This window comes from Massilia sp. GER05 (assembly GCF_052056005.1).
In the GTDB taxonomy this organism is placed as follows: domain Bacteria; phylum Pseudomonadota; class Gammaproteobacteria; order Burkholderiales; family Burkholderiaceae_D; genus Telluria; species Telluria orientalis.
Map to the genome: position 1 here is coordinate 6,008,656 of NZ_CP178858.1, position 13,382 is coordinate 6,022,037.

Consider the following 13,382-nt stretch of genomic DNA (forward strand, 5'->3'; position numbering starts at 1 on the left):
CGTGGCCGCTGCGCTAGGCTCGTCCGCCGCAAGGGCGACGAACATCACCCTGCAGAACGTGTCCTACGACCCGACGCGCGAGTTGTACCAGGACCGTAATGCCGCGTTCGCGCGGCAGTACCAAGTCAAGACGGGCGACGACGTGACGGTCAGGCAGTCGCATGGCGCCTCCGGCAAGCAAGCGCATTCCGTGATCGGCAGACTGCAGGCCGACCTCGTCACGCTGAGCCCTCGCGTACGACATCGATGCTATCAGCGAACGCGGCCTTATCGCGCACAACTGGCAACAGGGCCGAGCAGTACACGGTGCAATTCCCGGCGATCAAGCTATGCACGATCGGCGAACTCGCCGTCGGCTGAACGAAAGCGCACAAGACCCATGTCGCGGACGGCGGCCTGTTCGACCAGATCTATTAGCCGGGCCGCAGGTACTCCGCCTGCGTACGCCACCGGACCGCGTTGGCGAGATCCGCGAGCGGCGACAGGATGGCCGGATCGAATGATGCGAGCGTGGCGCCGTCCCTGACGCGCCGCGGCCAGTCCGCCTGGGCCAGCGCGCCGCGGCCGAGCGACACGACGTCCGCCTCGCCCCGCTCGACCATGCCCATGGCCTGCGCCGGATCGTGCAGCGAACCGTTGGCGATGACCGGCTTGCCGCCGTGGCGCTTCGCCAGTGCGGCCAGGCTCGGCCCTGTCTCGAAGGCGGGCTTCCATGCTTCGTACTCGGTCACGTGCACGTAGTCGACGTCCAGTCCGCCAACCGTACGGAAGATCGCGGCGGCCTCTTCCTCTCCTCCCCAGCGATGCGTGAAATCGTTGACCTTCGCCTGCGACAGGCGCACGCCGACGACGTAGTTCGTCCCCACCGCGGCCCGCACCGCGTCGACGACTTCCACGAGCAAACGCAACCTACCGTCGAGGCCGCCGCCGTAGCGGTCGTCGCGCAGATTGATGCCTTCCGACAGGAACTGGTCCAGCAAATAACCGTTCGCGCCATGGATCTCGACGCCATCGAACCCCGCTTCACGAGCTCGGAGGGCTGCCCGCGCGAAGCCGGCCACGGCCGTGTCGATATCCTCCGGTGTCATCGCGGCAGGCACGGCGTACTCACCCGTCCCGCGATAGAACGTCATCTGCTTGCCCTTCGGCTGCACGGCCGACGGACCGATGGTGCCCGTCCGGTATGGGTTCCCCTGCGACAGTGCGCCCGCATGCATCAATTGCGCGATTACACGGCCGCCGCGTGACTGCACGCCTGCGACGATGGGTCGCCACGCATCGCGCTGCGCCGCGTTCGCGAGCCCCGGCTGGTGCAGATAACCCTGAGAGTACGCCTCATCCGTGTACAGGCCTTCCGTGATGACGAGGCCGAAGCCGCCGTCCGCGAACTGCGCGTAATAGCCGGCCATGCACGTCGTCGGCACGCCATCGGCGCCCGCACTCACGCGCGTCATCGGCGCGACGGCCAGACGGTTGGGCAACGCCAGCGAACCCAGGGCCAGCGGTTCGAAGAGAATGGCAACGTGACCGTTATCGCGCATCGCCGCCGCCCTCCCTGCGTACGGCCGCGATCGCCTCGATCTCGATCATCGCCCGCGGATCGTAGAGCGCCTTGATCTCGGCAATCGTATCGGCGGGATACGGCGCCGAGAAAAATTTCCTGCGCAGCGCCACGACGTCCTGGAAATGGCCCATGTCGGTCACGAAGATCGTCACCTTGATGACGTCGCGCAGGCTGGATCCGCCTGCTTCCAGCGCGCGCCGCAGGTTGGCAAAAGCCTGCTCGCCTTGGGCGAGGAAGCCGCCGGCGACGATGCGTCCGTCGTCGCCGGCACCGGCCTGGCCGGAGATGAACAGCAAATCGCCGAACCGAATGCCCTGCGACAGCAGATAGGGTTCATACGGATCCGGCTGCGTGATGATACGTTCGAGCATGTCTGCCTCCTGAATTCGAAAAGAAGAACGGGATGAGATCAACTCACCCATGTATGGAATAATCGCCCCCAGCAGCCCTTACGACAAACGATGGTTTTTCACGCATCAGATGACTTCAAATCACCCATTCGGCGAACGGACGACACGCCGGCTGCCACCGCTCTCCTCCCTGCGCGCGTTCGAGGCGGCGGCGCGGCACGGCAGCTTCAAGCGAGCTGCCGATGAGCTCGCCGTGACACCGACGGCGATCAGCCACCGCATCCGCGCCCTCGAAGACTTCACGGGCCTGAAACTCTTCGTGCGCCAGGTGCGGCAAGTCACGCTGACCGACGCGGGGGCGCAGCTGTATCCCGTGCTGCGCCAGGGCTTCGATGCCATCGAAGCCATGCTGGCGCGCCTCACGCAGCCGAACCGGAGAGACAGGGTCACGGTGTCCGCGACGCACGCGTTCACCGCGAAATGGCTCGTACCGCGGGGCGCCCGCTTTCACACATTGCATCCGGACATCGACCTGCAATTGCATGCGTCCGATGCGACGGTCGATTTCGACGCGCACGGCATCGACGTCGCCGTGCGCTACGGCAGCGGCCCCTACCCCGGACTGATGACCGAGGTCATGTTCGCCGACACGTACGCGCCGGTCGTCAACCCGATGCTGGGCGTCCGCTCGATCGAGGATCTGCAATCCGTGCCGCTCATCCACTTCGACTGGCAAAAAGCGTCCCCGGCCAATCCCACATGGGAAACATGGTTCGCGCGCACGGGGCTCGCATGGCAACCTGCGCGCGGACAACTCCGGTATTCGGACGAAGGCCATGCGATCCAGGCCGCCGTCGCAGGCCAGGGCGTCGCCTTGCTGAGTCTTGCCCTGGTGGCCGAAGAGATCGCGGCGGGCTATCTCGTGCAACCGTTCGGACCGGCCATCCCCGGGTACACATACCACTTGGCAATGCGCGCCGACCCGCCGCCGGGCCCCGCGGCGCTGGCCGTCGCCCACTGGCTGCGCCGCGAGGCGGAGGCTTGCAAATCCTGAACAAGGCGCAATCTTGTAACAAATGACTTGAAATCCGCTGTGCGGCTACGATTGTCGTGTTCAGCAACGAACTCGTAATCACGGAGCCGCACGGATCGCTTGACGCGCACTGCGGCGGCTTTTCTCCAACCTGAGCGAAGGAGCATTCATGTCAGTGCAATTACGCAAGATTAACGAGCAGGTGATGGTCATCACCGGCGCCACGAGCGGCATCGGTCTCACGACGGCACGTATGGCCGCCGAGCAATGTGCCAAACTGGTACTCGCAGCCCGCAGCGCCGACGCGCTCGACCAGCTGGCGAGCGAACTGCGCCGCACCGGTACGCAAGTCGCGACGGTCGTGGCCGACGTCGGCAACCCAGCCGACGTGGAACGCATCGGCCAGGCCGCGATGGAGCGCTTCGGCCGCATCGACACCTGGGTCAACAACGCCGGCATCTCGATCTTCGGCCGCAACGAAGACGTCTCGCTGGAAGACATGCAACGCCTGTTCGACACGAATTACTGGGGTGTCGTCCACGGCTCGCTGGAAGCCGTCAAGCACATGAAGTCGCGCGGCGGCGGCGCCATCATCAACCTGGGCAGCGAACTGTCCGACGTCTCGATCCCGCTGCAGGGCATCTACGCCGCGTCGAAGCACGCGGTGAAGGCGTTCACGGATTCGCTGCGCGTCGAACTGGACAAGGACAAGGCGCCGATCGCCGTCACGCTCATCAAGCCGGCCGCCGTCGACACGATGTTCGTCGCGCACGCGAAGAACTACATGGACAAGGAACCGACCCTGCCGCCGCCGATCTACGCGCCGGAACTGGTCGCGAAATCCATCCTGTACGCGGCCCAGCATCCGAAGCGCGACGTGTTCGTCGGCGGCGCGGCCAAGGCCTTCTCCGTCGGCAACTTCGCAATGCCCTCGGTGCTCGACCGCATGATGCGCGCGACGATGTTCAAGCAGCAGCAGACCGACATCCCGAGCGCCCCGAACCGCCGCGACGCCCTGCACGCCCCGAACCCGCAGCACGAACTGCGCGAACGCCAGGGCCTCTCGGAACACGTGGTCGAGACGTGTCCGTACACCGCGCTGTCGCTGCGCAAGGGCAAGGTGGTCGGTGTGCTGCTGGGCGCCGGCGCGCTGTTCGCCGCATGGAAGCTGGCGGGCCGTCCGGCCAGCCGCACCTCGGCCAGCCGCATCTGGTCATCCAACCGTCTGCGCCAGGCGCTGTGAGGAGGCAACATGTCGATCAAGCTGAAAAAACTGAATGAACAAGTCATGGTGATCACGGGCGCGACGAGCGGCATCGGCCTGGCCACCGCCCGCATGGCGGCGGAAGGCGGCGCCCATCTCGTGCTGGCCGCGCGCGACGGCGACGCCCTCGACACCCTGGCCCACGAAATGCGCCAGCGCGGCGTGGAAGTGGCGACCGTTACGGCGGACGTCGGCAACCCGGCGGACGTCGCCCGCATCAGCCAGGTGGCGATGGAGCGCTTCGGGCGCGTCGACACGTGGGTCAACAACGCGGGCATCAGCGTCTACGGCCGGAACGAGGACGTCGCGCTGGAAGACATGCGCAAGGTCATGCAGACGAATTTCTGGGGCGTCGTGCACGGCTCGCTGGAAGCCGTCAAGCTCATGAAGGGCCGCGGCGGCGGCGCCCTCATCAACCTGGGCAGCGAAGTGTCGGACCGCTCGGTGCCGCTGCAGGGCACCTATTCGGCGTCCAAGCACGCGATCAAGGGTTTCACGGAATCGCTGCGCATGGAGCTGGACAAGGAAGACGCCGGCATCTCGCTCACGGTGATCAAGCCGGCCGCGATTGCGACGCCATTCCCGAACCACGCCAAGAGCTACATGGAACACGAGCCCGACCTGCCGCCGCCGAACTACGCGCCGGAACTGGTGGCGCAGGCCATCGTGCACGCGGCCCAGGTGCCCGAGCGCGACCTGTACGTGGGCGGCCACTCGAAGCTGACGTCGGTGGCGGGCTACCTGATGCCGCGCGCGCTGGACCGCTTCATGAGCCGCACGATGTTCGGCCAGCAGCAATCCGAGCGCCCGAACTCGAGCGCGCGCCGCGACAGCCTGTACGCGCCTGTCGCCGAGCAGGAGCTCCGCCAGCGCAACAACGGCGAGCGCCGGGTCGTCGAGCGGAGTCCGTACACGTCGTTCGAGATGCGGTCGGCATCCACGAAGACCGTGCTGCTCGGCGGGGCGCTGCTGGCGGCGTGGGCGTTGACGCGCAGGCCGTGGCAGCGGACGGTGTGGCATGCATAACGCCGCGTAGGGTGGCACCCTGTGCCCACGCGCGAGGCTTGCGTCGGGTTGACATTCGCGTGGGCACGGTGTGCCCCACCCTACATAAAAAAGGCCGGAAAGCCGGCCTTTGGTCGTTTGGTTCCCCCCGCTTATTTGCCCGGCGCCGGCCCCTTCGGCGGCTCGCTGCCGAGGAAGTCGACATCCTCGTCCGTCAGCGGCAGGTTCGGAATCGATTCGATGTGGTCCGTGTCGATGTCGGCACCGTCCCGCGCCAGGATGTCGCGGCCCGCGGCCGCCCGTTCTCCCGTGCCGCCGAAGTCGCTGTCGCTTTCGAAGTTCGGGTCGCCGACGTCGGCGCCCGCGCTGTCGTGCGCGTAGCTCGCTTCGTTGTCTGACGTCGTGCCGGTGTCCAGGTCGATCTTCTGGTCATCGTCCAGGTTCGCGGCAAAGCCGGGGCCGCCAACGACGTCGCTGCCCGTGTCCGAAATATCGCTCGGGCCGAGCGAATCGACGCCGTGGCCCTTGCCCAGGCTGCGGTCGGGTGCTTCCGGAAAGTTATCCGGATCAAGTGTGCTCGTGCCAGTCATGTTGCCTCCAAAATAATGCAAAAATCATGAGGACAGGCTACCTGCTTTTGTCGCGCGACGGCGCAACGCAGGGCAGCCTCGGTGGGAACGCTAGAACGCGTGGCGCATGCCGACGTTCACGGCCGAGCTGCCGCTCGGGCGGGCGGCGCCGCCGATCAGGATGCCGGTGCCGTTCGTGTTGACGGTGCGCGAGAACGCGGCGTAGAAGTCGGTGCTGCGCGAGACGACGTAGCTGGCGCCGATCGCGAACTGGTTGGCGTCGCGGTTGGCCAGGTCGCGGTCGTTCTTGTGGATGAACGAGGCGAGGAACGTCGTCGAGCGCGTGATGGGGACGGCCACGCCGACGAGGGTGTCGCGGCTGTCGGTCGACGACGTGCTCGCCACGCCCGCACCGTACGGATTGTCGGGGTTGTACAGCGGCGAGCTGCCCCAGCCGCGGTTGGCGGAATACGCGGCATACGCGGTGCCCCAGCGCGTGTGCAGGTTGGCCGCGATCAGGGAATTCTTGGCATCCATATTGCTGCCGGCCAAATCGTACAAATGGACCTGGGCCACATGCCGGTTCTGGTGCGCCGCCCGCAGCGACACCGGGCCGTAGTCGAAGCCGATCGTCATGCCCCAGGCGCGGTCGGCCATCGGATCGCCGCCGAGCGTGTCGATGGTGTACGACGCGCCCGTACTCAGGTGCTTGAATTGGGTGTTGTAGTAGCGCACGCCGCTGTCGACGGGCATGCCGCTTTGCGTGACGAGATTGCTGGCCTTGCCGGCCGTGCCGGCGTGGAAGGGGTCGCCGACGTCCGGGCGCGCGAGGTATTCGAAGTTGTACTGGTGACCCAGCGTGAAACCACCGATGCCCGGGCGCACGCCAATGTCGTCGAGACGGCCGTAGGTGCGGCGCGGCTGCGCGTGCCAGGCGGCGCCGTTGCTCCTGCTCGGCTGTCCCGTGAAGACGGCGATATCGTGGCCACCCGGCGTTTCGCCGACGTAGTCCAGCCCCGAGCGCTTGCCGGCGCCGGCAGCGCTTCCCGAATCCTGTGCACATGCTAGCGACGTACATCCGCCCAGCAATACGCACGCAACGAAACCCTTGTTCATGGCGTGTCCCTCTCTACGCCTTAACATTAGCTGTTACACCGCGGTCCTATCTGTCCAATATCGCACAAATCGACTCTCATCTTATCCCGCGTTGTTGTCAGCATATTCTGACATCTGCATGTCGGCAAGATGACAGCCCGGGAATTCCGCTTTAGAATCGCATCGGCAGGTTTTGTAACTAAACTACATGAAAATTAGAACGATGAGACAGCTACGCCGTACCCTGACTACACTTTCCTTGGCGTTATGCGCGGCCCTGCCCGCGGTCGCCGCGACAGACGCAGCGCCGATGCCGCACGTGAGCTGGTCGCGCAACGCCAATATCTACGAAGTGAACATCCGGCAATACACGCCCGATGGCACGTTCAAGGCATTTGCGCAACACCTGCCCCGCCTGAAAAAGATGGGTGTGGACATCCTGTGGCTGATGCCGATCCAGCCGATCGGCGAAAAGAACCGCAAGGGCACGCTGGGCAGCTATTACGCCGTGCGCGACTACACGGCCGTGAACCCGGAATTCGGCACGCTCGACGACCTCAAGGCACTCGTGAAGCAGGCGCACGGGCTGGGCATGCACGTGATCATCGACTGGGTGGCAAACCACACCGCATTCGACAACCCGTGGACGCAGGAACACAGCGACTGGTATCTGAAGAATGACAAGGGCGAGATCTATCCCGTCACCTACACGGACGGCGCCGAGCCCGAGTACTGGACCGACGTGACGGGTCTCGACTGGAGCAAACCCGGCCTGTGGAAAGGCATGACGGACGCGATGTTGTACTGGGTGCGCGAAGCCGATATCGACGGCTTCCGCTGCGACGTCGCCGGCAAGGTGCCGACGCCGTTCTGGAACCAGGCGCGCGCCGAACTCGACCGCGTCAAACCCGTGTTCATGCTGGCCGAGGCGGACAAGCCCGACCTGCACGAGCACGCCTTCGACATGACGTACGGTTGGGACACAAAAGACCTGTTCAAAGCCATTGCGAAAGGCAAGGCGGACGCGCGCACGCTGGCGAACTTCCTCGAGCACCCGCCGAAAGCGTTCCCGCCCGGCGCGTATCGGATGCGCTTCACGAGCAATCACGACGAGAATTCCTGGGCCGGCAGCGACGTCGAGCTGTACGGCCCGGCCTTCAAGGCGATGGCCGTGCTGGCCGCCACGTTGCCCGGCATGCCGCTGATCTATGGCGGCCAGGAAGCCGGCCTCGACAAGCGCATCGCGTTCTTCGAAAAGGATCCGATCCAGTGGAAAGACTACGCCTACGCGCCCTTCTACACGAAGCTGCTCGCGCTCAAGCACGCCAATCCGGCGCTGTGGAACGGCCAGTACGGCGGTCCCGTGCAGGTGCTGCAGACGGGTAACGACAAGGTGTTCGCGTTCCGCCGCGCGTTGAAGGGCAACAGCGTGCAGGTGACGGTCAACGTGTCGAACGAGGCGCAGCGTTTCAGCCTGCCGGGGGGCAAGCAGCAGACGCTGGCGGCGTGGGATTACCGCATCGACGCGCGCGGCAAGTAATCAGCGACTCAGCGGCGCAGCGCGGTGAAGCCGGCCGGCTCCCACTCGCGCAGCGCCAGCAACAGCCCGCTTCCCCGCCGCTTGGGCAGCGGCGACGCTAGGCTTTCCTCGTGCAGCTCGGCGAAGCGCGCACGTAGCCGGCGCAGTTCCACCTGCATGGACGCGAGCGCGCTCTCCGTCAGCATCCCGTGCGTGAAGGCGAGCGTCTCGTCGGACCGGTCGAAGTGGCCGTCGAGGAAATCGGCCAGGCCCTGCGTGCGGAAGTACTGGCGGATGGGGCCGTCGGGCAGCCAGTCGAAATCGCGCGCGACGTTCAGGCGGATGCGGTTGCCGGGCATCAGCGCGATCAGGTGCAGGCGGTCGAGGTGCAGCAGTTTTTGCAGGCACTCGGCTTCCGTGAGGCGGTAGACGGCGAGGATGTCCGCCAGCGTCCAGTGATTCAGCGCGCATGCGGCCACGAGCAACAGCTTCGTATCGGACACGAGCTCCTTTTCCTGTTCGGCGCTCAAGGTGTGCAGGCGGGTGCCGGAGAGCGCGGCCTCCTGCGCGAGCTCGGCCAACGTAAAGCCCAGCATGTTGCTGATGTCGACGAGGCGGTCGACACCGAGCGTGTCCGACGTCAGCAGCCGCTTGACGCTCGCCTCCGACAGGCCAAGTGCACTGGCCACGTCGCGGTACGTCTTGCCTTGCAGCTTCAGTTGGCGCTTGATCGTGCTGATGATTTGCGTGACTTCGGACATGGTCGCGGATTCCGATACGAAGGTCTAGAGGATGGCCTCGGATTCCCGCGATCGTAGCACGCCCGGCCTTGCGGCAACAATTCCTTCATGACAAGATGGCCAGCTGGCCAGCACGACATGAAAGAGACACGATGAATCACGCCGACTACCTGGCCCACGACGCCACCGCCCTCGCCGCCCGCGTGGCCGCCGGCGACGTCACGCCCGCCGCACTGCTCGACCTCGCCCTCGCGCAACACGCGCGCGTGCACGGCCGCGTGAACGCCGTCGTGCGGCTGATGGAACGCGAGGCGCGGGCCCGGGTCGCGGGACCATTGACCGGCCCGCTGGCGGGCGTCCCCTTCCTCATCAAGGACGGCGTGCAGGACTATGCGGGCATCCCGACGACCTATGGCAGCCGCAGCATGAACAACAACGTGCCGGCGCGCCACGCCCACGTCGTGCAGCGCTATCTCGACGCGGGCCTCGTCATCTTCGGCAAGACGAATTTGCCGGAGTTCGCGACGCGCGGCGTCACCGATCCGGAGCTGTACGGGCGCACGAACAACCCGTGGGACCTGGCGCGCACGCCGGGCGGATCGAGCGGCGGCGCGGCGGCGGCGGTCGCCGCCGGCATCGTGCCGATGGCGGCCGGCAACGACGGCGGCGGCTCACTCCGGATCCCGGCCGCGTGCTGCGGGCTGTTCACGCTGCGGCCGTCGCGCGGGCGCGTGTCGTCCGGGCCGGGCATCGGCGAAGTCTGGTTCGGCGCGTCGAGCGAAGGCGTGATTTCGCGCAGCGTGCGCGATTCCGCGCTCGCGCTGGACGTGCTGCAGGGTGCGGAGCCGGGCGATCCGTTCGTCATTGCGCCGCCGGCCGCGCCCTACGTCGCGCTGATGCGGCGCGATCCGGGCAGGCTGCGCATCGGGTATTCGACAGTGTCGCCGATTGGGACGGAGGTGCATCCGGAGGCCGTGCTTGCTGTGTCGCGGACGGCCGAGTTATTGGCTCATTTGGGCCACGACGTCGAGGAAGCGGCGCCTGCTATCGATGGCGCCGCCCTCGCAAAAAGTTATTTGCACGTGTACTTCGGGCAGATCCCGGCGGCCGTACGGCGTGCGCAGGCGCTGGGGGCGCGGCGCGATGAGGTGGAACTGATGAACCGGATTCTCGTTACGCTGGGCGACAGTGTGTCGGCGACGCGGCTGACCACCGAACTGAATCGCTGGAACGAGTTTTCGCGCGCGGTGGGAGATTACTTTGGACGCTACGATCTGTTTTTGACGCCGACGCTGGCGCATCCGCCGATTGCGCATGGGACCGGGGATCCGTCGGCGGCGGAGCAGCGCGTGCTGGGGTTCCTGCACGGGACGGGCATCCTCGGTGTGCTGGCGCGGCTTGGGTTGCTTGACAGGACGGTCGACAAGATTGCGACCGACAACCTGCGTTATGTGCCCTTTACCCAGTTGTCGAACCTGACCGGAACGCCGGCGATGAGCGTGCCGTTGCACTGGACGGCGGAGGGATTGCCGCTCGGGGTGCAGTTCATGGGGCCGTTCGGGAGCGAGGAGCGGTTGTTGCAGGTGGCAAGGCAGTTGGAGGGCGTACAGCCGTGGTTCGAACGGATGCCGGGGATGGCGCGCGGGTGACGGACCCGCGGCTCTTACATGCTGTCGAGCTGGGACACGATCTCTCGGACACGCGCGTCGCCACCACCCAGCAGTGCGAGCAAATCGGCCTTGGCATCCGGTTGCGCCAAGCGTGCGCGGAGGTCGTCCGTCGGCCGGGTGTAATGGAGACGGCTGTTGTCGATCCAGGCAATCAATTCATGACGCAAACGCTCCCTAAGTGCCGCATCCGACCGCGATGCGGTCTCCAATTCCGCGATGAGTGCGAGATGGTGCCACGGCTCGCTCTGGACGTAGCGCAGCATCAGGTCGACGTCGCCGCGCTCCCGCAACAACGACAATGCGACGTCGGCGGGAACGAATGCGCCATGCTTGCGGCTCAAGGTCAGCACGGCCTTGCGCACGCGGGGCGACTCGTCCGCCAGCACACGCTGTGCGATGTGATCCTTGTCCCCAGGTGCAAGTTGGCGCCAAGCGGAGAATGCGTAGCTGCGCACGCGCGCCGACGGGTGCATCGTCATCCGCAGCACCAGGTCGACATGATCGCGTTTCCCGGTTTCGGCCAGTCCCATCAGGCAAGCGCGCAGCACGGCAATGGCGCTGTCGGGCGCTGCCAACCGCGCCGCGAACAACGGCCCGCTGTCGATGCCGTGGCGTTCGAGCCAGCTGTTTGCGACGAGTCTTACCCAGCTATTCGGGTCGGCGAGCATATCGGTGGCAAGCGTCCGATGCGTCTCGGTCCCGTCGGACAACAGGCTTCGCAATGCGCTCGCGCGGACCATGCCGAAGTGCGAACGCAATGCGAGACGGCCCAGCGCCTCGCGGTCGTCCGCACTCAACCGGACGAGCGACTCGGCGGCCTTGTGTGCCAGGACGATATCCATGCCGTTCGACAAGCCCAGGCGGACAAGCGCGGCGGGATCCACCAGGCCATGCTCCGCCAGCAGGCGATAGCAGGTGCGCGCAACGATCGCGTCGCCACCCGAGGCCGCCGCGGCGATGCGGTCGGCACCGACCTGCGCCACGACCGCCTGTTCGAACGCCTGCAGCCACGCGGAGTGATCGGTCCGTTCTGGCCACTCGCAGATGCTGGACCGTGCCGAGCAGACGAATACCCGCATCGGCATCCAGCAGCGGCAGCCAGTCCAGCACGAGTGCTTGCGCGCGCTGGCGGACCTGCGGCACCCAGTCGTTGAGGCGATCGACGATGGCCGGGAGCAGGTCCGGCGAGCGCAATTCGGCCGCGCGTTCCAATGCCACTTCGCGCACAAAGCCGCTGTAGTGGCACATGTCGGCGCTCAGCGCGTCCACGCTATTCCGCCGGCGCACTTTGACAATCAACCCGGCGACAGGTCTCATGTATGCAGACAATGTCGGTGCTGGGGGCGGCTGGGCCGGTGCGTCAGGCGCGGGATGCGGCTGTGTAAACCAGGACTTGATCTTGTCGAGAAATGTCATGGCGCTGCGCGGCCGGAGTGACGTGCATGGGCACCTCGATGGACACAGTGGACTTCGCTGCCTCGGCCCGGATCCGATAGCTCTGGTACGCGGGGATCGCGATCGCTGCAAGCACACCGACGACGAAGGCCACAGGGAAGATCAGGACGAGGACTCTGATCGCGATGTGGACGGGCTCGCTGATCACGCCATTGTTGTACTTCCTGGCCCAGCTCTGCTGGCTCATGAAGGCGTACACGAACGTTTCGATGAGAGCGATCAGTCCCGGGATGCCTGTCCAGCAGAACAGGATGTAGAAAATGCCAGTGACCGGACTCCGCAAATAAAACCGGTGAATGCCGACGCCACCTACGAAAGCCGCCAGCACCGTGGCCACGCTCTGGCTTTTGACGTTGCCGGCGACAGCGGCTGCTTGCTGACATCCGCAATGAGGGCACGAGATCGCCGTTTCGTGGATTTCTTTTCCGCAGCCTCTGCAAAACACCATTGCCATGCTTCCTCCAACAGCTGATTTCGAAATGACAACTATTGCCTCAGGGTACCGCATGTATTTCATGTTGGCAATGAAATATCGATCAGCAGAGACGAACAGTGCATTCCGAATGCTGACGATTACTCATGAACGACACGCGTATACAATTCGGCCACGCGCTGGACGGAAATGCCTTCACGCTGTTTGACTGCCAGCGGATGGTCGGTCGATGATGCACGCATCCGAATCCAGCTGGCACCGTGTTCCGCGTTCGTCTTCCGGCACGGCGTAATAGCTCAGCGGCGCAGCGGCGTCGAGCGCGGGCATGCCGTGGTGGGTTTGGCCGCAGGCGGTGCAATGACATTCGAATGACATTGGTTGTGGTCTTCTGGCGTTTTGGTGGCTGTTGCGGCTTGCTTGCTTTTGGTATGCGCCTGCGGCGCGCTGTCCGCGTTGCGGACAGCAAACGGGCGATTCGGAGAGGGCTGCGCTTGCAAGCGCAGCCCTTCGAATCTCACACGGGAAGCGCTCAGGCGCTTCCCTCGCTTCCGCCAGGAAACAAAAAAACCGCCTTCGGGCGGTTTCTTTTGTTTCCTGGCGGAAGCGGTGAGATTCGAACTCACGAACGGGTTCCCCCGTCGGCAGTTTTCAAGACTGCTGCCTTCAACCACTCGGCCACGCTTCC

14 protein-coding genes, 1 tRNA gene and 1 pseudogene are annotated in these 13,382 nt (G+C 65.4%); 6 read left to right on the forward strand and 10 right to left on the reverse strand.

What is annotated here, in order from left to right:
• Position 1: 1 nt before the first annotated feature.
• Positions 2–290 (forward strand): annotated as a pseudogene (locus ACL58G_RS26595) (sulfate transporter subunit); the annotation flags it as partial.
• A 123-nt stretch (positions 291–413) separates the two neighbouring features.
• On the opposite strand, the gene ACL58G_RS26600 reads toward ACL58G_RS26595, so the two are convergent.
• On the reverse strand, positions 414–1,541 hold the full coding sequence (locus ACL58G_RS26600) for an oxidoreductase (protein WP_413387520.1): 1,128 nt from the start codon (positions 1,539–1,541) through the stop codon (positions 414–416).
• Positions 1,531–1,935, reverse strand: a complete 405-nt coding sequence (locus tag ACL58G_RS26605; protein ID WP_413387519.1) for a RidA family protein — start codon at positions 1,933–1,935, stop codon at positions 1,531–1,533. The genes ACL58G_RS26600 and ACL58G_RS26605 overlap by 11 nt, the downstream gene beginning before the upstream one ends.
• Before the next feature lie 109 nt (positions 1,936–2,044).
• Between ACL58G_RS26605 and ACL58G_RS26610 the strand changes: the two genes are divergently transcribed.
• The 3 genes from ACL58G_RS26610 to ACL58G_RS26620 all read left to right on the forward strand — a co-directional run bounded on the left by ACL58G_RS26610 (position 2,045) and on the right by ACL58G_RS26620 (position 5,237).
• Positions 2,045–2,968 carry a LysR substrate-binding domain-containing protein gene (locus ACL58G_RS26610; protein ID WP_440963710.1) on the forward strand — a complete coding sequence of 308 codons (924 nt, stop codon included), beginning with the start codon at positions 2,045–2,047 and terminating at the stop codon, positions 2,966–2,968.
• Positions 2,969–3,116: 148 nt separating this feature from the next.
• Entirely contained in the window at positions 3,117–4,190 is a 1,074-nt protein-coding gene (locus tag ACL58G_RS26615) for an SDR family oxidoreductase (protein WP_440963711.1), read from the forward strand.
• A 9-nt stretch (positions 4,191–4,199) separates the two neighbouring features.
• Positions 4,200–5,237: an SDR family oxidoreductase gene (locus tag ACL58G_RS26620; RefSeq protein ID WP_440963712.1), complete on the forward strand. Its 1,038-nt coding sequence runs from the start codon at positions 4,200–4,202 to the stop codon at positions 5,235–5,237.
• A gap of 131 nt (positions 5,238–5,368) precedes the next feature.
• Here the strand turns inward: ACL58G_RS26620 and ACL58G_RS26625 are convergent, their stop codons facing one another.
• Both ACL58G_RS26625 and ACL58G_RS26630 read right to left on the reverse strand, forming a co-directional pair.
• Positions 5,369–5,806 carry a hypothetical protein gene (locus ACL58G_RS26625; protein WP_413340154.1) on the reverse strand — a complete coding sequence of 146 codons (438 nt, stop codon included), beginning with the start codon at positions 5,804–5,806 and terminating at the stop codon, positions 5,369–5,371.
• A gap of 90 nt (positions 5,807–5,896) precedes the next feature.
• Entirely contained in the window at positions 5,897–6,901 is a 1,005-nt protein-coding gene (locus tag ACL58G_RS26630) for a porin (protein ID WP_440963713.1), read from the reverse strand.
• 289 nt (positions 6,902–7,190) lie between these two features.
• Here ACL58G_RS26630 and ACL58G_RS26635 point away from each other — a divergent pair, with 289 nt between their 5' ends.
• Positions 7,191–8,420 (forward strand): alpha-amylase family glycosyl hydrolase, encoded by a 1,230-nt coding sequence (locus ACL58G_RS26635; RefSeq protein WP_440963714.1) that lies wholly within the window; start codon positions 7,191–7,193, stop codon positions 8,418–8,420.
• Between the two features lie 8 nt (positions 8,421–8,428).
• Here ACL58G_RS26635 and ACL58G_RS26640 read toward each other — a convergent pair whose 3' ends face one another.
• A complete protein-coding gene (locus ACL58G_RS26640) occupies positions 8,429–9,160 on the reverse strand; it encodes a helix-turn-helix domain-containing protein (RefSeq protein ID WP_440963715.1) in 732 nt (243 codons plus the stop codon).
• A gap of 131 nt (positions 9,161–9,291) precedes the next feature.
• On the opposite strand from ACL58G_RS26640, the gene ACL58G_RS26645 reads away from it, so the two are divergent.
• A complete protein-coding gene (locus tag ACL58G_RS26645; RefSeq protein ID WP_440963716.1) occupies positions 9,292–10,788 on the forward strand; it encodes an amidase in 1,497 nt (498 codons plus the stop codon).
• Positions 10,789–10,802: 14 nt separating this feature from the next.
• Here ACL58G_RS26645 and ACL58G_RS26650 read toward each other — a convergent pair whose 3' ends face one another.
• From ACL58G_RS26650 to ACL58G_RS26670, 5 genes are all read right to left on the reverse strand, one after another.
• Complete coding sequence (locus ACL58G_RS26650) at positions 10,803–11,888, reverse strand: hypothetical protein (protein WP_440963717.1); 1,086 nt, start codon at positions 11,886–11,888, stop codon at positions 10,803–10,805.
• Positions 11,889–12,169: 281 nt separating this feature from the next.
• Entirely contained in the window at positions 12,170–12,718 is a 549-nt protein-coding gene (locus ACL58G_RS26655) for a zinc-ribbon domain and TM2 domain-containing protein (RefSeq protein WP_413387510.1), read from the reverse strand.
• A 174-nt stretch (positions 12,719–12,892) separates the two neighbouring features.
• A complete protein-coding gene (locus ACL58G_RS26660; RefSeq protein ID WP_440963718.1) occupies positions 12,893–13,072 on the reverse strand; it encodes a DUF2199 domain-containing protein in 180 nt (59 codons plus the stop codon).
• Positions 12,994–13,320 carry a hypothetical protein gene (locus tag ACL58G_RS26665; protein ID WP_440968199.1) on the reverse strand — a complete coding sequence of 109 codons (327 nt, stop codon included), beginning with the start codon at positions 13,318–13,320 and terminating at the stop codon, positions 12,994–12,996. Before ACL58G_RS26665 ends, ACL58G_RS26660 begins: the two co-directional genes overlap by 79 nt.
• Positions 13,293–13,382: transfer RNA gene (locus tag ACL58G_RS26670), tRNA-Ser, on the reverse strand. Before ACL58G_RS26670 ends, ACL58G_RS26665 begins: the two co-directional genes overlap by 28 nt.

What these genes read in the sequence shown, in the direction of transcription:
- ACL58G_RS26620 (WP_440963712.1), top strand. Translation starts at nt 4,200, where the DNA reads ATGTCGATCAAGCTGAAAAAACTGAATGAACAAGTCATGGTGATCACG.
- ACL58G_RS26640 (WP_440963715.1), bottom strand. Translation starts at nt 9,160, where the DNA reads ATGTCCGAAGTCACGCAAATCATCAGCACGATCAAGCGCCAACTGAAG.
- ACL58G_RS26600 (WP_413387520.1), bottom strand. Translation starts at nt 1,541, where the DNA reads ATGCGCGATAACGGTCACGTTGCCATTCTCTTCGAACCGCTGGCCCTG.
- ACL58G_RS26635 (WP_440963714.1), top strand. Translation starts at nt 7,191, where the DNA reads ATGCCGCACGTGAGCTGGTCGCGCAACGCCAATATCTACGAAGTGAAC.
- ACL58G_RS26655 (WP_413387510.1), bottom strand. Translation starts at nt 12,718, where the DNA reads ATGGCAATGGTGTTTTGCAGAGGCTGCGGAAAAGAAATCCACGAAACG.
- ACL58G_RS26605 (WP_413387519.1), bottom strand. Translation starts at nt 1,935, where the DNA reads ATGCTCGAACGTATCATCACGCAGCCGGATCCGTATGAACCCTATCTG.
- ACL58G_RS26610 (WP_440963710.1), top strand. Translation starts at nt 2,045, where the DNA reads ATGACTTCAAATCACCCATTCGGCGAACGGACGACACGCCGGCTGCCA.
- ACL58G_RS26645 (WP_440963716.1), top strand. Translation starts at nt 9,292, where the DNA reads ATGAATCACGCCGACTACCTGGCCCACGACGCCACCGCCCTCGCCGCC.
- ACL58G_RS26615 (WP_440963711.1), top strand. Translation starts at nt 3,117, where the DNA reads ATGTCAGTGCAATTACGCAAGATTAACGAGCAGGTGATGGTCATCACC.
- ACL58G_RS26660 (WP_440963718.1), bottom strand. Translation starts at nt 13,072, where the DNA reads ATGTCATTCGAATGTCATTGCACCGCCTGCGGCCAAACCCACCACGGC.
- ACL58G_RS26625 (WP_413340154.1), bottom strand. Translation starts at nt 5,806, where the DNA reads ATGACTGGCACGAGCACACTTGATCCGGATAACTTTCCGGAAGCACCC.
- ACL58G_RS26630 (WP_440963713.1), bottom strand. Translation starts at nt 6,901, where the DNA reads ATGAACAAGGGTTTCGTTGCGTGCGTATTGCTGGGCGGATGTACGTCG.
- ACL58G_RS26650 (WP_440963717.1), bottom strand. Translation starts at nt 11,888, where the DNA reads ATGCGGGTATTCGTCTGCTCGGCACGGTCCAGCATCTGCGAGTGGCCA.